This is a genomic window from Pseudomonas sp. GW458-11-26-14-LB4, assembly GCF_059423925.1.
In genome coordinates, this window is record NZ_JBWKYU010000006.1 from 38,576 (window position 1) to 57,957 (window position 19,382).

A 19,382-nucleotide genomic window follows, 5' to 3' on the forward strand; every position below is an offset into this window, starting at 1 on the left:
TTCCTCTCGCGATAGCTTCAGTTGTTGATGCAAGTCCCATGCAATGCAAATTCGAGCCGCTACACTCTCTTGAAAGATCGCTGCGACACCAAACCGCACGACGCTTTTTTACTTATCGGCCCTGATCAGGCTAAATAGCCGCGCCTGATCGCCCACCCTACGGATCTGTCCCATGAACCGACACCGGCTCGCATTTGCCTGGATCGCCTGCTTTGCAGTGCTGTTCAACATGCTCGCCATGCCGTTGACGGGAGCGATGGCGCAGGCGGCGCAGACGCCGGCCGAGCAGTTGCTGTGGAGCAGTTTCTGCACCGGCAGCGGGACGAAGATGGTGGCGATCGACATCGGCAGCCTCGATCAGAAAGCGCCGCAGAGTGGTGACAGTCATTCGACCATGCAGCATTGCTGGTGCTGTTCCGGATCGGCGCCGGTGGTGGCGTTGCCGGGGCATTCGCCGCAGCTGTATTTCGCTCAATACGAAAGCAATCGCAGCGTGGCGCCCGCCGTGCTGCAAACTCCGACACCGCGTCAGCAATGGCCGAGCCTCAATCCCCGCGCTTCCCCTCTGGTTTGATTTGTTCCCGCATTTGACCTGCGTTTCAAATCGTTCTGGAGAACTGCCATGTTGAACAAATTCATCGTCATCGCTGCGCTGTTGCTGCCTGCGTGCTTCGCCCATGCCCACGAATACAAGGCCGGCGAGCTGGAAATCGCCCACCCGTGGTCACAGGAACTGCCGCCGAACGCGCCGACGGTTGCCGCGTATTTCATCATTCACAACGGTGGCAAGACGGCTGACCGCCTGCTCAGCGTCGACTCGCCGATCGCCCCGACAGCGGAACTGCACGAGCACGTGATGCAGGGTGATCTGATGAAGATGCAACAGGTGTCGAACGTGGCCATCCCGGCCGGTGGAAACGTGACCTTCGCGCCGATGGCCTATCACGTGATGCTGATGAATCCGACCGACCGCAGTCTGCTGACCGACGGCAAGCGCTTCCCGCTGACCCTGCACTTCGAAAAGGCCGGTGACGTGACCGTCGAAGTCGCCGTGCAGAAGAAGCCGCCGGAAGCCACGCAAGCCCACGCGCACGCCCAGTAACCGTTCCGGCAGACTCCGCCCATGCGCCCCCTGAGCGCCAGGCCCTCCCTGCAACGCCGTCAGACTGAACACCTGACCCGCGGCAGCTGGATCGCCCTGTTCGCCATGTTGATGATCTTCATCGGCCCGCTGATTTCCCAGTCGATGCCGATGGATCAGCACGCCTCGACCTCCATGCCGATGAGCATGGACATGTCGATGGACATGCCGGGCATGGATCATTCCGGGCACAGTGCACAGCCCTCCACCGAACACTGCCCACCGCAATCCTCGCACCATGTGCTGTGGGAAAAGTGCGGCTATTGCAGCCTGCTGTTCAACTGCCCAGCGCTGACCGGTGGCGGCAGCTTCGCCACTTTCAGCATTCCACTCGTCAACACCTTCACCCCGCCCTCCCCGCGTCTGGGCCATGCCCGGCAGACCTTCTTCCCCGGCGCCCGCACCCGCGCCCCGCCCGTCGCAGCGTAAACACCCACCTCTGATTGCACACGGTTGAGAAGACAGCTTCAGGCTGCCGGCCGTGTCGTTTACGACTGTTTGATGGAAATTGTCATGTCCAGGTTTTCTGCTGTCCCACGCCCGGGTTCTGCCCCGGCGTCCTTTGCCCTGAACGAATCCCGCGTTCGTTTCAGGCACGCTACCGCCGTCCTTTGCGGCGTCCTGCTGTCCCCGCTGGTCCACGCCGACGAACACGCCGGCCACACTGATGAGCTGAGCCCGACGGTGATCACCGCCATCGCCCCGAGCTCGCCGCTGACCATCGTCACCAACCCGAAAGACCCGCGCCAACCGGTGCCGGCCAGCGACGGCGGCGACTACCTGAAGACCATTCCCGGCTTCGCCCTGGTGCGCAACGGCGGCACCAACGGTGATCCGGTGCTGCGCGGGATGTTCGGTTCGCGCCTGAACATCCTCACCAACGGCAGCATGATGCTCGGCGCCTGCCCCGGCCGGATGGACGCGCCGACCTCGTACATCTCACCCGAGACCTACGACAAACTCACCGTGATCAAAGGCCCGCAAACCGTGCTCTACGGGCCCGGCGCGTCGGCCGGCACGATCCTGTTCGACCGCGAGCCGGAAAGCTTCGGCGAGCTCGGCACCCGCGTGAACGCCAGCGTGCTGGCCGGCTCCCACGGGCGCCTCGACAAAGTCGTCGATGCGGCAGCCGGCGGCTCGCTGGGCTACGTGCGGGTGATCGGCAACACCGCGCATTCCGACGACTACCGCGACGGCAACAACGACATCGCTGCCTCGCGCTATGACAAGTGGAACGGCGACGTGGCGCTGGGCTGGACCCCGGATGCCGACACCCTGATCGAACTCACCGCCGGCAAGGGCGACGGCGAAGCACGCTACGCAGGACGCGGCATGGACGGCTCGCAATTCCTGCGCGAAAGCCTCGGTCTGCGCGTCGAGAAATCCAACATCACCGATGTGCTGGAGAAGCTCGAAGCCCAGGTCTACTACAACTACGCCGACCACGTGATGGACAACTACACCCTGCGCACGCCGTCCGGCACGGGGATGATGGCCGGGCCCATGGCGTCCAACGTCGACCGCCGCACCCTCGGCGCACAGATCAAGGCCACCTGGCGCTGGGCCGATATCCAGCTGATCACCGGCCTCGACGCGCAGACCAACGAACACCGGCAGCGCAGCGGCATGGGCATCGATACCTACAAGGATCAGCCGTACACCAAGGACGCCGACTTCCATAACTACGGGGTGTTCAGCGAAATGACCTGGTACGCCGCCGACCGCGACCGGCTGATCACCGGCGCCCGGGTCGACCGTGCCTCGGCCAGGGATTTCCGGCAGACCACCGGCTCGGGAATGATGTCCCGGCCGAATCCGACCGCTGGCGATACCCGCGCCGACACCCTGCCGAGCGGCTTCGTCCGTTACGAGCATGACCTGGCCGACAGCCCGACCACGCTCTACGCCGGCCTCGGCCACGCCCAGCGTTTCCCGGATTACTGGGAGCTGTTTTCGCCCAAATCCGGCCCGGCCGGTTCGGTCAATGCGTTCGATTCGATCAAGCCGGAAAAGACCACTCAGCTCGACTTCGGCGTGAACTACAAGAGCGCCGAGCTCGAAGCCTGGGCCTCCGGTTACATCGGCCAGGTGCGCGATTACATCCTCTTCGATTACACCCCCGGGATGATGGGCATGAGCACGTCCCGCGCCGAGAACATCGACGCGCGGATCATGGGCGGCGAACTCGGTGCCGCCTACAAACTCACCGACAACTGGAAAGCCGATGCGACCCTGGCCTACGCCTGGGGCAAGAACAGCAGCGACGGCAAGGCTCTGCCGCAGATGCCGCCGCTGGATGCGCGCTTCGGTCTGACCTATACCGAAGACAACTGGAGCGCCGGCGCACTGTGGAGGGTGGTTGCCGCGCAAAACCGTATCGACCAGAACAAGGGCAACGTGGTCGGCAAGGATTACGACAAGAGTTCGGGCTTCGGCGTGTTCTCGCTCAACGGCGCCTACCGGATCAACAAACACTGGAAGGTCAGTACCGGCGTCGACAACCTGTTCGGCAAGGCTTACGCCGAACACCTGAACCTGGCGGGCAACGCCGGGTTCGGCTACCCGGCCAACGACCCGCAAGCGATCAATGAACCGGGGCGCACGCTCTGGACCAAGGTGGACATGAGTTTCTAACCCTCAAGGGCGCTCGCTCCCTTGAGGGAGCGGGCGGCAACAGACAACGAGAAGATCCAAGCCAAGCGGAGCACACGTGATGAAACAGCCCAAACCGAATTTCTACAACCTGGCCTGGCGTTGGCATTTCTATGCCGGATTGTTCGTCGCGCCATTCATGGTGATGCTGGCCCTGACCGGCATCATTTACCTGTTCAAGCCGCAGCTCGATTCGCTGATGTACAGCAGCCTGCTGAACGTCCCCGCCGGGCATCACACCGTGCCGGCCGATGACTTGCTGCAAAAGGTCAAAAGCGCTTATCCACAGGGCCAGGTCACCCAGTACCTGCCACCGGCGAATGCCGAGCGCAGCGCGCAGTTTGTCGTGGCCAATGCCGGCCATGAACTGAACGTATTCGTCGATCCGTACCACGGCGACATCCTCGGCGAGCAGGATGCCAAGCAGAACCTGCAAGCCATCGCCCGGGCGATTCACGGCGAACTGATGATCGGCACCGTCGGTGACCGACTGATCGAAATGGCCGCCGGCTGGGGCGTGGTGCTGGTGGTGTCCGGGGTTTTCCTGTGGTGGCCGCGAGGTCAGGCAGCGGGAATTTTGTGGCCACGCCTGAGCAGTCGCGGCCGCGTGCTGTGGCGTGACCTGCATGCCGTGACCGGATTCTGGGGCGCGGCCTTGCTGCTGGTGATGCTGCTCAGCGGCATGACCTGGACCGGCTTCTGGGGCAAGCAGTACGCGCAGGTGTGGAACGTGTTCCCGGCGGCGATGTGGGACAACGTGCCGACCTCCGACGTCGAGGCCGGCAGCCTCAACAACGCTGCGCGCCAGACCGTACCGTGGGCGATGGAAAACACGCCGATGCCGATGTCCGGCGACCACGCCGAACACATGGCCCACGGCGGCATGCAACACGGCCCCGCTGCACCGACCATCCGCCTGCAGGATGTGCAAAACATCGCCATCGAGCGCAAGGTCGAGCCGGGCTACAGCATCACCCTGCCGACCACTGCCACCGGCGTGTTCACCATCGCGGTATTCGCCGACGACCCGCGTAACGATGCGACCCTGCACGTCGATCAGTACACCGGCAAAGTTTTGGCCGACGTGCGCTTCGAGCAGTACGGCGCTGTTGCCCGGGCTACCGAGATCGGCGTGATGCTCCACGAAGGCAAGATGTTCGGCACCTTCAACCAGATCATCGTGTTGCTGATCTGCCTGATGATCCTGCTCAGCGCTGTCAGCGGCGTGGTGATCTGGTGGAAGCGCCGGCCACAGGGCAAGTTCGGCGTGCCGCCGCTGCGCCACGACCTGCCGAAGTGGAAAACCGGGGTGGCGATCATGCTGGTGCTGGCGGTGGTGTTTCCGCTGGTGGGGGCTTCGCTGGTGGTGGTGTGGTTGCTGGATCGGCTGCTGGTGTCGCGTCTGGGCCGACAAGCTGAATCTGCCTCAACTTCATCATGAAACAGGCGAGATGCGCGATTTAGACAGATCTTTAAACTGCCGGGGCTTAAACTCCGGCAATTTTTAGTGTTACTGTATAACGCAAATTTGCTGTTCTGCCCGCAGCCATGCACCGTCATGAGCCTGCGGGCTTTTCTTTTGAAGAAGTGATTCACCGCCCCGATGAACAAGTACCTCTTGTCCAGCCTCTGTCTGTTCGCCTTGAACAACAGCGCCCACGCCGACAATGCCCCGCTGACGCTGCCCACCGGCACCATCACCGCCCCGGCCAATGACGACCAGACCGTCAGCCTGACCACGCCGACCAGTGCCGGCTCGCGTCTCAACCTCAGCGCGATGGAAACCCCGGCCAGCGTCGAAAGCCTCAGCGGCGAGCAAGTCCGCGCCCGTGGCGATCGCAGCGTGCAGGACGCGGTGTCGCGCAGCACCGGCATCAGCCGCACCGGCACGCCGGGCGATGGCGGCACCTCGTTGCAGGCTCGGGGTTTTACTGGGCAGAGTTCGGTGATGCAGTTGTATGACGGTAACCGCATGTACACCGGCATGGGCACCGTGACGTTCCCGGTCGACACCTGGTCGGTGGAGCGCGTCGATGTCCTGCGCGGCCCGGCCTCGGTGCTGTACGGCGAAGGCGCGACCGGTGCGGTGGTCAACGTGATCCCGAAGAAACCGTTCGAAGGCGAAATCGAAAACCACGTGCGCGTCGGCTACGGCTCGTTCGACCGCCAGCAACAGGCGTTCGACAGCGGCGGTTCGCTGACCGACACCCTGAGCTATCGCCTCAACCTCAACCGCCTGCGCAGCAATGGCTGGGTCGATCGCGGTGATTCATTCAGCGACTTCATCAGCGCCGCCCTGCGCTGGCAGGCCACTGACGACCTGACCTTCACCTTCGCCCACGATTACGGCGATCAACGCCCACAGAACTACTTCGGCACGCCGCTGATCAACGGCCAGTTGAAAGACAGCCTGCGCAACAAAAACTACAACGTGCACGACGACAAGCAGCACTACAACGATCAATGGACGCGCCTGACCACGGACTGGCAGATCAACGATGCAGTCAGCGCCAGCAACGAGCTGTACTACCTCAAGGCCCAACGCCGCTGGCAGAACGCCGAGAACTACAACTTCGACGCTGGCAGCCAACAACTCAGCCGCAGCGGTTACTTCGGCATCGGCCACAAACAGGAACAGGTCGGCGACCGCCAGACCTTCACCTTCAAGCATTCGCTGTTCGGCCTCGACAGCCAGACCGTGACCGGCGTCGACTACAACCGCATACGCTTCCAGCTCGACAGCAACTCGCCATTCAATGACGTATTGCCGAACGGCCAACCGCTGGATCTGTACCACCCGCAAACCGGTTACTTCGAGAGCGCCGACCCGTATCGCGATCAGTTCGACAGCACCACCAGACAGATGTCGGTGTTCGCCGAAAACCGCACGCAACTGAGCGAACGCTGGTCGTTGGTAACCGGTGTGCGCCGCGACTACGTGCATGTGGATCGCAACAACCTGGTCGACGGCAGCCAGAGTGACAAGACCCTGACCGGCAACAACTGGAAGGCCGGCCTGGTGTTCGCACTGACGCAGGACACTTCGTTCTATGGCCAGGTCGCCACCAGCACCGATGGCATCGGCGGTCTGATTTCCCTGAGCCCGAGTCAGCAGCAATATGATCTATCCACCGCGCGGCAAACCGAGATCGGCTTGAAGCAGCTGTTCTGGGATCAGCGCGGCGAGTTCACCCTGGCGGCGTATCGCATCGTGAAGAAGAAGCTGCTGACCGACGATCCGGGCAACCCGACGCTCAAGCAGCAGGTCGGCCAGCAATCGTCGAACGGCCTGGAAGCCAGCCTCGATCTGCAATTGCCGAACGCCTGGCAGCTGCAGGCCAACGCCGCCATCGTCAAAGCCAAGTACGACGATTTCGAAGAAGTGGTCGGTGGCGTCCCCGTGTCGCGCAACGGCAATCGCCCGGTGGACGTACCACGGCGCACCGCCAATCTTTGGCTGAGCAAGGCGCTGACCGATGACCTGAAAGCCGGTGCCGGTGTGCGTTACGTCGATGCGCGCTACGCCGACATGGCCAACCGTAACGAGCTGCCGAGCTACACCGTAATCGATGCGACGCTGTCGTGGAAAGCCCTGCGCAACACCACGCTGGGATTGCAGGTGAACAATCTGTTTGACCGAACGTACGCGCAAAGCCAATACAATGAGGGCCAGCAGTGGATTCTGGGTGAACCTCGTTCGTTCTTTGTCACGGCTGACTACACCTTTTGACTCACTGGCCCCGCCCTCACCCTAACCCTCTCCCGGAGGGAGAGGGGACTGACCGAGGTGTTTGGGCAAGTTACACCGACCTGAAATACCGAGTCGAACTCAGGTTTTGAAGAGCACGAAGATCGGCTCCCTTTCCCCCTCGCCCCCTTGGGGGAGAGGGCTGGGGTGAGGGGGATGGATCTACCAGACAGACATAACCTTAGAAATCACACTGAACCTCACATGACCTCACTGTCCCTCACTAATCTCGCTTGGTCCCCCTTGGGCCACGGCCACTGTCATCACCAGTTCCAGCTGCGTGACGCCTCGCTGCAAGTGGCCGCCGGTGAGTTCGTCGGGCTGATCGGGCCCAATGGCAGCGGCAAGACCAGCCTGTTGCGTTGCGCCTACCGCTTCAGTCAGCCGGAAACCGGTGAGGTCAGACTCGATCACCACAACGTGTGGAAGCAATCCTCGCGCTGGTGCGCGCAACGCATCGCCGTGGTGCTGCAGGAATTCCCCGACGCCTTCGGCCTGACCGTCGAAGAAGTGGTCGCCATGGGCCGCACGCCGCACAAAGGCCTGTTCGACGGCGACACGCTGGAAGACCGCCACCTCGCCACCCAGGCCCTCAAATCCGTGGGCCTCGACGGCTTCGAAGACCACGCGTTCGCCACGTTGTCCGGTGGTGAAAAACAACGCGTGATCCTCGCCCGGGCCCTGACCCAGCAACCGCAACTGCTGATCCTCGACGAGCCGACCAACCACCTCGACCCGCGCTATCAGCTGGAACTGCTGCAACTGGTCAAGCGTTTGCAGATCGGCACGCTGGCGAGCATCCACGACCTGAACCTGGCTGCCGCGTTCTGCGACCGGCTGTATGTGATCAACCACGGTCGCATCGTCGCCAGCGGCACCCCGCAACAAGTCCTGACCGTCGAACTGCTGCGCGACGTGTTCGGCGTCGAAGCATTGATCGATCCTCACCCCCTTCACGGCTACCCGCGAATCACCTGGATAACCCGACCATGACTGTGCGCTCCCTGCTTTGCCTCGCTCTGTTGCTGGGCACCACCCACGCCTTCGCCGAGGCCACGAAGTACCCGCTGACGATCCAGAGCTGCAACCGTGAAGTCACCTTCAAGGAAGCGCCGAAGCACGCGGTCAGTCACGACATCAACATGACCCAGATGATGCTCGCCCTCGGCCTCAAGTCGAAGATGGCCGGCTACAGCGGCGTCAGTGGCTGGAAGTCGGTAACGCCTGAAATGCAGAGTCTTCTCGACGGTCTGCCGGAGCTGGCAGCCAAGTACCCGTCGGTGGAAACCCTGCTCAACGCCAACGTCGATTTCTTCTTCGCCGGCTGGGATTACGGCATGCGTGTCGGCGGCGATCTCACGCCGCAGACCCTGCAACCGCTGGGCATCAACGTCTATGAACTGACCGAGTCCTGCGCCTTCGTGATGAATCGCCCGGCCGCGACGTTGGACGACACCTACAACGACCTGCGCAATCTCGGAAAGATTTTCGACGTGCAGGATCGCGCCAACGCGCTGATCGCTGACATGCAAAGTCAGGTCGCCGAAATCCGCAAAGACCTGCCCGCTGAAAAACCACGGGTGTTCCTGTACGACAGCGGCGAAGACCGCGCCATGACCTCCGGCCGCCTCGGCATGCCGCAAGCGCTGATCGACGCGGCCGGTGGGCGCAACGTTCTCAATGACGTCGAAGCGAGCTGGACCCGGGTCAACTGGGAAACCGTGGTCGAGCGCAATCCGCAGGTGATCGTGATCGTCGACTACAGCGAAATCACAGCCGAGCAGAAGATTGAATTCCTGCTGAAGAACAAGGCGCTGCAATCGGTGGACGCGATCAAGAACCAGCGCTTCATCGTCATCCCTTACGTGCAGGCCACGCCGGGGATCGACAACGTGCTGGCGGTGGAAACCCTGGCCAAAGGTTTCCACGGCGAATGATCAATCGTCGTTACGGCTGGTTGCTGATAGCCCTCGGTGCGGTGCTGCTGGTGTCGTGCGTGGTGTCGCTGGGCTTCGGTCCGGCACGGGTGCCGGTGGACGTGGTGTGGCGGATTCTGCTGCACAAACTGTTCGGCCTCGGTGTGCCGGACTGGAGCGCCGGTCAGGAACACATCGTCTGGCTGATCCGCGTACCGCGCATGCTGCTCGGTGCATTGGTCGGTGCCGGGCTGGCGCTGATCGGCGCGGTGTTGCAAGCGGTTACGCGCAATCCGCTGGCCGATCCGCACCTGCTTGGCGTCACCTCCGGCGCCACCCTCGGCGCAGTGATCGTGGTGCTGCACGTCGGTGAAATCGTCGGCCTGCTGACCTTGCCGATTGCCGCATTCATCGGCGCATTGTTGAGCATGTTTCTGGTACTGGGCATCGCCAACCGTCACGGACGACTGGACAGTGATCGCCTGCTGCTGTGTGGCGTGGCGGTGTCGTTCGTAATGATGGCGATCGCCAATCTGCTGTTGTTCATGGGCGATCACCGGGCCAGTTCGGCGGTGATGTTCTGGATGCTCGGCGGCCTGGGTCTGGCGCGCTGGGAGTTGTTGGCGGTGCCGGCGCTCAGTGTGTTGCTCGGACTGATTCTGCTGATCGGCATGGCCCGTCCGCTGAACGCCTTGATGGCCGGCGAACAGACCGCCGTCACCCTCGGCCTGAACGCCCGGGCGGTGCGTCTGCGGGTGTTCGTGATTGCTTCATTGATGACCGGGGTGCTGGTGTCGATCAGCGGCTCCATCGGCTTTGTCGGGCTGATGGTGCCGCACATTGCCCGGCGCCTGATCGGTGCCGAGCACCGACGTCTGCTGCCAGTGTGCGTGTTGCTCGGCAGTGTGTTTCTGGTGTGGGTCGACGTCGCGGCGCGGACGCTGATCGCCCCCGAAGACCTGCCCATCGGCGTCGCCACCGCCGCCCTCGGCGGGCTGTTCTTCATCGGCTTGATGCGCCGCCGCTGAATCCTCCGGGTGCGCCCCAATCTGGCGCACCCCGCTGCACCTTTGCATGCAACACGTCCCCTCATGGTGCGCCAACTCCGTGCACAACCGCTCTAAACCGACATTTCCCTGCCCAAACCCGACCGGGCACAGCCCTTGCAAAACAGCCTTCAGTCGTTCGCATCTGCCAACCATAAAAAACTTTAACGTTCATGGAGATCGCACAATGAAGCGTCGCAGTTTGATCAAGGCTTTCACACTCACGGCATCCATTGCCGCGATGGGCATGACCTGGACCGTACAGGCCGCCGAGACCATCAAGGTCGGGATTCTGCATTCGTTGTCCGGCACCATGGCGATCTCCGAAACGTCGCTCAAGGACATGGCGTTGATGACCATCGACGAGATCAACGCCAAGGGCGGGGTGAACGGCAAGATGCTTGAGCCGGTGGTGGTCGACCCGGCGTCGAACTGGCCGCTGTTCGCGGAAAAGGGCCGGCAGTTGCTGACCCAGGACAAGGTCGCGGTGGTGTTCGGCTGCTGGACCTCGGTGTCGCGCAAATCGGTGCTGCCGGTGTTCGAAGAACTCAACGGCCTGCTGTTCTACCCGGTGCAATACGAAGGTGAAGAGATGTCGCCGAACGTGTTCTACACCGGCGCCGCGCCAAACCAGCAAGCGATCCCGGCGGTTGAATACCTGATGAGCGAAGAAGGCGGCAGCGCCAAGCGCTACTTCCTGCTCGGCACCGACTATGTATACCCGCGCACCACCAACAAGATCCTGCGTTCGTTCCTGCATTCCAAAGGCGTAGCGGACAAAGACATCGAAGAGGTCTACACCCCGTTCGGTCATAGCGACTATCAAACCATCGTCGCCAACATCAAAAAATTCTCGGCCGGCGGCAAGACCGCTGTGATCTCCACCGTCAACGGCGACTCCAACGTGCCGTTCTACAAAGAGCTGGCCAACCAGGGCCTGAAGGCCACCGACGTACCGGTGGTGGCGTTCTCGGTGGGTGAAGAAGAACTGCGCGGCATCGACACCAAGCCGCTGGTGGGCAACCTCGCGGCGTGGAACTACTTCGAGTCGGTGGATAACCCGGCTAACAAGAAATTCGTCGCCGACTGGAAAGCCTACGCGAAGAAACACAACCTGCCGGGCGCCGACAAAGCGGTGACCAACGACCCGATGGAAGCCACTTACGTCGGCATCCACATGTGGGCGCAGGCGGCGGAGAAAGCCAAATCGACCGACGTCGACAAGGTCCGCGAAGCCCTCGGCGGCCAGACCTTTGCCGCGCCGTCCGGCTACACCCTGACCATGGACAAGACCAATCACCACCTGCACAAACCGGTGATGATCGGCGAAATCCAGAGCGATGGTCAGTTCAACGTGGTGTGGCAGACCGAGGGGCCGATTCGTGCGCAGCCTTGGAGCCCGTTCATTCCGGGTAATGACAAGAAGCCGGAGTATGCGGTGAAGAGCAACTGAGGCGGATTCAGACCTTGAGGCGGACTTGAGACCTTCCCCCTCACCCCAGCCCTCTCCCTCAGGGAGAGGGGGAAAGGGAGCAGATCTCCATCGTTTTCAAAGCCTGAGTTCGACTCTGTTTTTTCAGGTCGATGCTTGATGAACAGACAACTCGGTCAGTCCCCTCTCCCTCCGGGAGAGGGCTAGGGTGAGGGCTGGATTTCGCAGTCGGACACCGCTCCATCGGCCACCGCAACACAGGAAGCACCACCCATGCCCACTGCCTTTTACCGCATTATCCTGGCCATCTTGCTCCTGTTGCCCATGATGACCCACGCCAGCGACGCCGAAGACTTCGTCGCCGCCAACCCGATGCAACAGGCCAAACTGCTGGAAGCCTGGGCCGCGCAGCCCGATCCGGCGCGTATCGAACTGATCAACGCCCTGCAACAAGGCGAACTGACCGTCGACGGCCAACCCAAAACCCTGCGCCTGAACAACCGCCTGCGGGGTCTGATCGACACCGCTCTGGCCAGCCACCAATTGCTCGCCGCCGACGCCAAAACCCGTCTGACCGCCGCGCAGCAATTGCAGAAAAGCGCCAAACCGGCGCAGCTGAAATTCCTCGACCAGCAACTGGCTGGCGAACAAGACGAAAGCGTCCACGCCGCCCTGAGCCTGGCACTGGCCAACCTGCAACTGGTCGACACCGACCCGGCGGTGCGCCTCGCGGCCGTGCGTCTGCTCGGTGAAACCGGCGATCCACTGGCCCGCACCCGCCTCGAAGGCCTGCTCGAACCCGGCGTCGAAACCGATGCCAACGTGCGCACCGCCGCCGAAACCAGCCTCGCCCAGGTCAAGCGCAAACTGCTGGTCGGCGAACTGCTCGGCCAGGCCTTCAGTGGCATGTCCCTCGGTTCGATTCTGTTGCTCGCGGCACTTGGCCTGGCGATCACCTTCGGCCTGCTCGGCGTGATCAACATGGCCCACGGCGAAATGCTGATGCTCGGCGCCTACTCGACCTACGTCGTGCAGCTGATGTTCCAGCGCTACGCGCCGAATGCCATCGAGTTCTATCCGCTGATCGCGCTGCCGGTGGCGTTCTTCGTCACGGCCGCCATCGGCATGGCCCTGGAGCGCACGGTGATCCGTCACCTCTACGGCCGCCCACTGGAAACCCTGCTCGCCACCTGGGGCATCAGCCTGATGCTGATTCAGCTGGTGCGACTGGTGTTCGGTGCGCAGAACGTTGAAGTGGCGAACCCGGCGTGGCTGTCCGGCGGGATTCAGGTGCTGCCGAATCTGGTGCTGCCGTACAACCGCATCGTGATCATCGCCTTTGCGTTGTTCGTGGTGGTGCTGACCTGGCTGCTGCTGAACAAGACCCGCCTCGGCCTGAACGTGCGCGCCGTCACCCAGAATCGCAACATGGCCGCCTGCTGCGGCGTGCCGACCGGGCGCGTCGACATGCTCGCCTTCGGCCTCGGTTCGGGCATCGCCGGGCTCGGTGGCGTGGCCCTGAGCCAGATTGGCAACGTCGGCCCTGACCTCGGCCAGAGCTACATCATCGACTCGTTCCTGGTGGTGGTGCTCGGCGGCGTCGGCCAACTGGCCGGCAGCGTGTTCGCCGCATTCGGCCTGGGCATCGCCAACAAGATTCTCGAACCGCAGATCGGTGCGGTGCTCGGCAAGATCCTGATCCTCGCGCTGATCATTCTGTTCATCCAGAAACGTCCGCAAGGCCTCTTCGCACTGAAAGGACGGGTGATCGACTGATGAACCAGCCTCTACTAGTCACGGCCACACAAAAGGCCGGCCCGAAAGTCACCCTCGCCATCGGCGCGGTGGTGCTCGCCTTGCTGATCGCCCTGCCGCTGCTGTCGCTGTTGCCGGCGGACAGTGCGCTGCATGTTTCGGCCTACACCCTGACGCTGGTCGGCAAGATTCTCTGCTACGCCATCGTCGCCCTGGCGCTGGATCTGGTCTGGGGTTACGCAGGTCTCTTGTCGCTGGGTCACGGTCTGTTCTTCGCCCTCGGCGGTTATGCAATGGGCATGTACCTGATGCGTCAGGCCGCCGGTGATGGTCTGCCGGCGTTCATGACCTTCCTGTCGTGGACCGAGTTGCCGTGGTACTGGAGCGGCACCGGCAGCTTCCTCTGGGCGATGTGCCTGGTGGTGTTGGCGCCGGGGTTGCTGGCACTGGTGTTCGGTTTCTTCGCCTTCCGTTCGCGGATCAAGGGCGTGTATTTCTCGATCATGACCCAGGCCCTGACCTTCGCCGGGATGCTGCTGTTTTTCCGCAACGAGACCGGCTTCGGCGGCAACAACGGCTTCACCAATTTCCGCACGATCCTCGGTTTCGGCATCACCGAACCCGGCACGCGCGCGGTGCTGTTTCTGGCGACGGTGTTGCTGCTGGTGGCGAGCCTGTTCATCGGCTGGCGCCTGGCCCGCAGCAAGTTCGGCCGGGTGCTGACCGCGTTGCGCGATGCAGAGAACCGCTTGATGTTCTGCGGCTACGATCCGCGCGGTTTCAAGCTGTTCGTCTGGGTCTTGAGCGCAGTGTTGTGTGGTCTGGCCGGTGCGTTATACGTGCCGCAAGTGGGGATCATCAACCCGAGCGAAATGTCGCCGACCAACTCGATCGAAGCCGCCGTGTGGGTGGCCCTTGGCGGGCGCGGCACCCTGATCGGCCCGCTGCTCGGCGCCGGCGTGGTCAACGGCATGAAGAGCTGGTTCACCGTGGCCTTCCCCGAATACTGGCTGTTCTTCCTCGGCGCGCTGTTCATCGTCGTGACGTTGTACCTGCCCAAAGGCGTGATCGGTCTGCTGAAGAAACGAGGTGAATCATGAGAGTCACGGCGAGCGCTGAATTCATGCTGGAACCGGCCTTTTTCCCGGTGGAACCGAACAAGGACGAAGGCACCAGCCGCGACTCGATCGGCCTCGGGCAACGCGTCGGTCCGGGCCTCGACACCCGCCACGGCACGATCCTGACCCTGGAAGACATCAGCGTCAGCTTCGACGGCTTCCGGGCGCTGAACAATCTGAACCTGTACATCGGCGTCGGCGAACTGCGCTGCATCATCGGCCCCAACGGCGCGGGCAAGACCACACTGATGGACGTGATCACCGGCAAGACCCGGCCGAGCCACGGCAAGGCATGGTTCGGCGAAACCCTCGACCTGACGCAGATGAGCGAAGTGCAGATCGCCCAGGCGGGCATCGGGCGCAAGTTCCAGAAACCGACGGTGTTCGAAGCGCTGAGCGTGTTCGAGAACCTGGAGCTGGCGCAGAAGACCGACAAGTCGGTGTGGGCCAGCCTGCGGGCGAAGTTGAGCGGCGAACAGAAAGACCGGATCAGCGAAGTGCTCGACACCATTCGCCTGACCACCTCGGTCAATCGCCCGGCGGGGCTGCTGTCCCACGGACAGAAACAATTCCTGGAAATCGGCATGTTGCTGATGCAGGACCCGCAACTGCTGCTGCTCGATGAACCGGTGGCCGGCATGACCGACGCCGAAACCGAGTTCACCGCCGAGCTGTTCAAGTCGCTGGCGGGCAAGCACTCGCTGATGGTGGTGGAACACGACATGGGGTTCGTCGGCTCGATTGCCGACCACGTCACCGTGTTGCACCAGGGCAGCGTGCTGGCCGAGGGGTCGCTGGAACAGGTGCAGGACAACGAGCGCGTGATCGAGGTTTACCTCGGTCGTTAGCCCTGCGATTCAGATCGTTCCCACGTCGAGGCGTCGAACCGTCCGCGTGGGAATGCCGCCATGGACGCTCCGCGTCCGCCGTTATGTGACGCGGAGCGTCACGGGATTCATTCCCACGCAGAGCGTGGGAACGATCACCGGGGAGAGTTTGAACATGCTGCAAGTCGACAAGCTGCACCAGTACTACGGCGGTAGCCACATCCTGCGCGGCCTGAGCTTTGACGTGAAGGTCGGCGAAGTGACCTGCCTGCTCGGGCGCAACGGCGTGGGCAAGACCACGTTGCTCAAGTGCCTGATGGGCCTGTTGCCGGCCAAGGAAGGCGCGGTGAACTGGAAAGGCAAACCGATCACCACGTTCAAGCCGCATCAGCGGGTGCACGCCGGGATCGCCTACGTGCCGCAGGGCCGGGAAATTTTCGGCCGGCTGACCGTGGAAGAGAACCTGCTGATGGGTCTGTCGCGATTCCCCGGCAGCGAAGCCAAAGAAGTGCCGGCGTTCATCTACGAGCTGTTCCCGGTGCTGTTGCAAATGAAACAGCGGCGCGGCGGCGACTTGTCCGGTGGTCAGCAACAGCAGCTCGCCATCGGCCGCGCACTGGCCAGCCGTCCGCGTTTGCTGATTCTCGACGAACCCACCGAAGGCATCCAGCCGTCGGTGATCAAGGAAATCGGCGCGGTGATCAAGAAGCTCGCGGCCCGGGGCGACATGGCGATTCTGCTGGTGGAGCAGTTCTACGATTTCGCCGCCGAACTGGCCGATCAGTACCTGGTGATGTCCCGGGGCGAGATCGTGCAGCAGGGCCGTGGCGAAAATATGGAAGCCGAAGGTGTACGCGGGCTGGTGACTATTTGAGGTTACGGTCTAATCTGTAGCGTCCTAACGATAATCAGAAAACATGAACTTACCTGTTGCGACTGCCCTGTTTACCCCGAGCTGGCATGCCGAGCTGGAGCTGGCCTACGCCCGCTTCGGCGATTGCACGCGGCCGACCCGACGCCGGCACCTCGGCCCGTTGCGGGTGCAAAAGCATCTGTACGCCGAAGGGCCCGAGGTCTGTCAGCACATCATCGTCCACCCGCCGGGCGGGATTGCCGGGGGTGACCGGCTGGACATCAGCGCCCGCGTCGAACAAGGCGCCTGGGCGCAGATCACCAGCCCCGGCGCGGCCAAGTGGTATCGCGCGGCGGGGCCCGCTTATCAGTCGCTGAACCTGCATGTCGCCGATGGCGCGACACTGGAATGGCTGCCCCAGGAGACCATCGTCTACAGCGCCGCCCAGGCTGAACTCACGACCTCGATCGAGCTTGAAGGCGATGCGCGACTGTTTTACTGGGACGTGGTGGCCCTCGGGCGTCCGGCCAGTGGCGAGCGTTTCGACCTCGGGCATTTCCAGGCGCATCTGGATATTCGCCGTGATGGCCGGCTGCTCTGGCATGAGCGCCAGCGCATCGTTGGCGATGACGGCTTGCTCGATTCGCCGATCGGGCTGGATGGTAATCCGGTGTTTGCGACATTGCTGGTGACTGGCGAGATCGATGCTGAATTGCTGGAGAGCTGCCGCTCACTAAACCACCACGTGAGTGGGGATCTGACGCAACTTCCAGGACTTTTGGTCGCCCGTTGCCTGGCCAGTGAAGCGTTGCTGGCGCGGGCGTGGCTTATTGAATTGTGGCGCTTGTTGCGGCCGAAATTGATGGGACGCGAGGCTGTACCGCCAAGAATATGGAACACCTGAAAACCAGCCCTCACCCCCCGCCCTCTCCCGGAGGGAGAGGGGGCCTGACCGAGGTGACCGCTGGAAATGTTTCAGACACGAGAATTCAACTGACTGAACTGGCCACTGAAAACGACCGAGATCAGTCCCCTCTCCCTCCGGGAGAGGGTTAGGGTGAGGGCTGGGTCTGACTGGCACCCCACTCACCACAAGAACCACACAAATCTGCCCAAATGGATTTAAAACGATGGACCTGACCCCACGCGAAAAAGACAAGCTGCTGATCTTCACCGCCGGCCTCGTTGCCGAGCGGCGACTGGCCCGTGGCGTGAAGCTCAACTACCCGGAAGCCATGGCCTACATCTCGGCGGCGCTGCTCGAAGGCGCCCGTGACGGCCAGACCGTGGCCGAACTGATGCACTACGGCACCACCCTGCTGACCCGCGATCAGGTGATGGAAGGCATCCCGGAAATGATCCCGGAGATCCAGGTCGAAGCGACGTTCCCCGACGGCACCAAACTGGTCACCGTCCACCAACCGATCGTCTGAGGCCGCGCCATGACTTACACCATCCGCGATGCACTGCACGCCGACCTGCCGGCGATCCGTGACATCTACAACGACGCCGTGCTCAACACCACGGCGATCTGGAATGAATCCGCCGTCGACCTCGGCAACCGTCAGGCGTGGTTCAGCGCCCGTCAGGCTCAGGGTTATCCGATCCTGGTGATCGTCGACGCCGACAACACCACCCTTGGCTACGCTTCGTTCGGTGACTGGCGGCCGTTCGACGGTTTCCGCCACACCGTCGAGCACTCGGTCTACGTGCGCAGCGACCAGCGCGGCAACGGCCTCGGCCCGCAACTGATGACCGCGCTGATCGAACGCGCGAAAACCTGCGACAAGCACGTCATGGTCGCCGCTATCGAGAGCGGCAACGCTGCGTCTATCCGCCTGCACGAGCGCGCCGGTTTCATCACCACCGGGCAGATGCCGCAAGTCGGCACCAAGTTCGGCCGCTGGCTCGACCTGACCTTCATGCAACTGACCCTCAATCCTGGCGCGGAGCCGCCGCCCGCCCACAAGGAGTGACACCGATGAACCCCGCCCAACTGCGACGCGTCAATGCTGAAAGTTTTGCGCACTATCGTCAGGGCCTGATTGACCTGTTGCTCGACGCCGTGGGTTATGGCGCCAGCGTCGGCTTCATGGCCGACCTCGATGCCACGCAGGCCCGCGCCTATTTCGACGACGTGCAGGACAACCTGAACAAGGGCAACGTCTTGCTGTGGGTGGTGGTCAAGGACGAACAGGTGCAGGCCAGCGTCCAGTTGAGCCTGTGCCAGAAGGCCAACGGCCTGAACCGCGCCGAGGTGCAGAAACTGCTGGTGCGCGAACACGCCCGGCGACGCGGCCTCGGCCAGCAGTTGATGCAAGCACTGGAACAGACCGCGCGTCAGTACAAGCGCGGCATGCTTTACCTCGACACCGAGGCCGGCTCCCCCGCCGAAGATTTCTACAAGGCCCTGGGTTACACCCGGGCCGGGGAAATCCCCGATTACGCTTGCGACCCGAACGGCACCTATCGCCCGACGGCCCTCTATTACAAAGTCCTGCAAGGAGCGAACTGATGATTCCCGGCGAATACAAAATCCAGCCCGGCGACATCGAACTCAACGTCGGTCGCCGCACTGTCAGCCTGAAAGTGGCGAACAGCGGCGACCGGCCGATCCAGGTCGGCTCGCACTATCACTTTTTCGAAACCAACGATGCCCTGACCTTCGACCGCGCGGCCAGCCGTGGCATGCGCCTGAACATTCCGGCGGGCACCGCCGTGCGCTTCGAGCCTGGGCAGAGCCGCGAGGTGGAACTGGTGGACTATGCCGGGCACCGGCGGGTGTTCGGGTTTGCCGGGCGGGTCATGGGTGACCTCTGAGTCCGCGTGTACCGCAGCCCCTCACCCCAGCCCTCTCCCAGGGGAGAGGGAGCCAACCACCGATAACTGCCTCA

Annotated in this window: 19 protein-coding genes; all 19 read left to right on the top strand. The window is 62.7% G+C overall.

Annotated features, from left to right (window positions below; genetic code table 11):
- The first annotated feature begins 172 nt into the window (after positions 1-172).
- The 19 genes from AC07XZ_RS09735 to AC07XZ_RS09825 all read left to right on the top strand — a co-directional run bounded on the left by AC07XZ_RS09735 (position 173) and on the right by AC07XZ_RS09825 (position 19,308).
- Entirely contained in the window at positions 173-574 is a 402-nt protein-coding gene (locus AC07XZ_RS09735) for a DUF2946 domain-containing protein (protein ID WP_102688356.1), read from the top strand.
- 48 nt (positions 575-622) lie between these two features.
- Entirely contained in the window at positions 623-1,102 is a 480-nt protein-coding gene (locus tag AC07XZ_RS09740; protein ID WP_102688357.1) for a copper chaperone PCu(A)C, read from the top strand.
- A 21-nt stretch (positions 1,103-1,123) separates the two neighbouring features.
- Positions 1,124-1,570: a DUF2946 domain-containing protein gene (locus AC07XZ_RS09745; RefSeq protein WP_102688358.1), complete on the top strand. Its 447-nt coding sequence runs from the start codon at positions 1,124-1,126 to the stop codon at positions 1,568-1,570.
- A gap of 84 nt (positions 1,571-1,654) precedes the next feature.
- On the top strand, positions 1,655-3,775 hold the full coding sequence (locus tag AC07XZ_RS09750; protein WP_102688359.1) for a TonB-dependent copper receptor: 2,121 nt from the start codon (positions 1,655-1,657) through the stop codon (positions 3,773-3,775).
- A gap of 79 nt (positions 3,776-3,854) precedes the next feature.
- A complete protein-coding gene (locus tag AC07XZ_RS09755; RefSeq protein ID WP_102688360.1) occupies positions 3,855-5,234 on the top strand; it encodes a PepSY-associated TM helix domain-containing protein in 1,380 nt (459 codons plus the stop codon).
- A gap of 162 nt (positions 5,235-5,396) precedes the next feature.
- Positions 5,397-7,523, top strand: a complete 2,127-nt coding sequence (locus tag AC07XZ_RS09760; protein ID WP_102688361.1) for a TonB-dependent receptor — start codon at positions 5,397-5,399, stop codon at positions 7,521-7,523.
- A gap of 222 nt (positions 7,524-7,745) precedes the next feature.
- Positions 7,746-8,534: an ABC transporter ATP-binding protein gene (locus tag AC07XZ_RS09765; protein ID WP_102688362.1), complete on the top strand. Its 789-nt coding sequence runs from the start codon at positions 7,746-7,748 to the stop codon at positions 8,532-8,534.
- The gene (locus AC07XZ_RS09770) at positions 8,531-9,478 is read left to right on the top strand and encodes an ABC transporter substrate-binding protein (RefSeq protein ID WP_102688363.1); all 948 of its coding nucleotides are present in this window, start codon (positions 8,531-8,533) and stop codon (positions 9,476-9,478) included. The genes AC07XZ_RS09765 and AC07XZ_RS09770 overlap by 4 nt, the downstream gene beginning before the upstream one ends.
- Positions 9,475-10,485: a FecCD family ABC transporter permease gene (locus AC07XZ_RS09775; RefSeq protein WP_102688364.1), complete on the top strand. Its 1,011-nt coding sequence runs from the start codon at positions 9,475-9,477 to the stop codon at positions 10,483-10,485. The genes AC07XZ_RS09770 and AC07XZ_RS09775 overlap by 4 nt, the downstream gene beginning before the upstream one ends.
- A gap of 205 nt (positions 10,486-10,690) precedes the next feature.
- A complete protein-coding gene (urtA, locus tag AC07XZ_RS09780) occupies positions 10,691-11,956 on the top strand; it encodes an urea ABC transporter substrate-binding protein (protein ID WP_007950596.1) in 1,266 nt (421 codons plus the stop codon).
- Positions 11,957-12,208: 252 nt separating this feature from the next.
- Complete coding sequence (gene urtB / locus AC07XZ_RS09785) at positions 12,209-13,711, top strand: urea ABC transporter permease subunit UrtB (RefSeq protein ID WP_102688365.1); 1,503 nt, start codon at positions 12,209-12,211, stop codon at positions 13,709-13,711.
- The gene (gene urtC / locus AC07XZ_RS09790; protein ID WP_102688366.1) at positions 13,711-14,790 is read left to right on the top strand and encodes an urea ABC transporter permease subunit UrtC; all 1,080 of its coding nucleotides are present in this window, start codon (positions 13,711-13,713) and stop codon (positions 14,788-14,790) included. The genes urtB and urtC overlap by 1 nt, the downstream gene beginning before the upstream one ends.
- Complete coding sequence (urtD, locus tag AC07XZ_RS09795; protein WP_007950599.1) at positions 14,787-15,656, top strand: urea ABC transporter ATP-binding protein UrtD; 870 nt, start codon at positions 14,787-14,789, stop codon at positions 15,654-15,656. Before urtC ends, urtD begins: the two co-directional genes overlap by 4 nt.
- Positions 15,657-15,810: 154 nt before the next feature.
- Positions 15,811-16,509 (top strand): urea ABC transporter ATP-binding subunit UrtE, encoded by a 699-nt coding sequence (urtE, locus tag AC07XZ_RS09800; RefSeq protein ID WP_102688367.1) that lies wholly within the window; start codon positions 15,811-15,813, stop codon positions 16,507-16,509.
- 43 nt (positions 16,510-16,552) lie between these two features.
- Complete coding sequence (locus AC07XZ_RS09805; protein WP_102688368.1) at positions 16,553-17,392, top strand: urease accessory protein UreD; 840 nt, start codon at positions 16,553-16,555, stop codon at positions 17,390-17,392.
- A 226-nt stretch (positions 17,393-17,618) separates the two neighbouring features.
- Entirely contained in the window at positions 17,619-17,921 is a 303-nt protein-coding gene (ureA, locus tag AC07XZ_RS09810) for an urease subunit gamma (protein WP_039766748.1), read from the top strand.
- 9 nt (positions 17,922-17,930) lie between these two features.
- A complete protein-coding gene (locus tag AC07XZ_RS09815; protein ID WP_007950603.1) occupies positions 17,931-18,464 on the top strand; it encodes a GNAT family N-acetyltransferase in 534 nt (177 codons plus the stop codon).
- 5 nt (positions 18,465-18,469) lie between these two features.
- On the top strand, positions 18,470-19,003 hold the full coding sequence (locus AC07XZ_RS09820; RefSeq protein ID WP_039766745.1) for a GNAT family N-acetyltransferase: 534 nt from the start codon (positions 18,470-18,472) through the stop codon (positions 19,001-19,003).
- On the top strand, positions 19,003-19,308 hold the full coding sequence (locus AC07XZ_RS09825) for an urease subunit beta (RefSeq protein WP_007950605.1): 306 nt from the start codon (positions 19,003-19,005) through the stop codon (positions 19,306-19,308). The genes AC07XZ_RS09820 and AC07XZ_RS09825 overlap by 1 nt, the downstream gene beginning before the upstream one ends.
- Positions 19,309-19,382 lie beyond the last annotated feature (74 nt).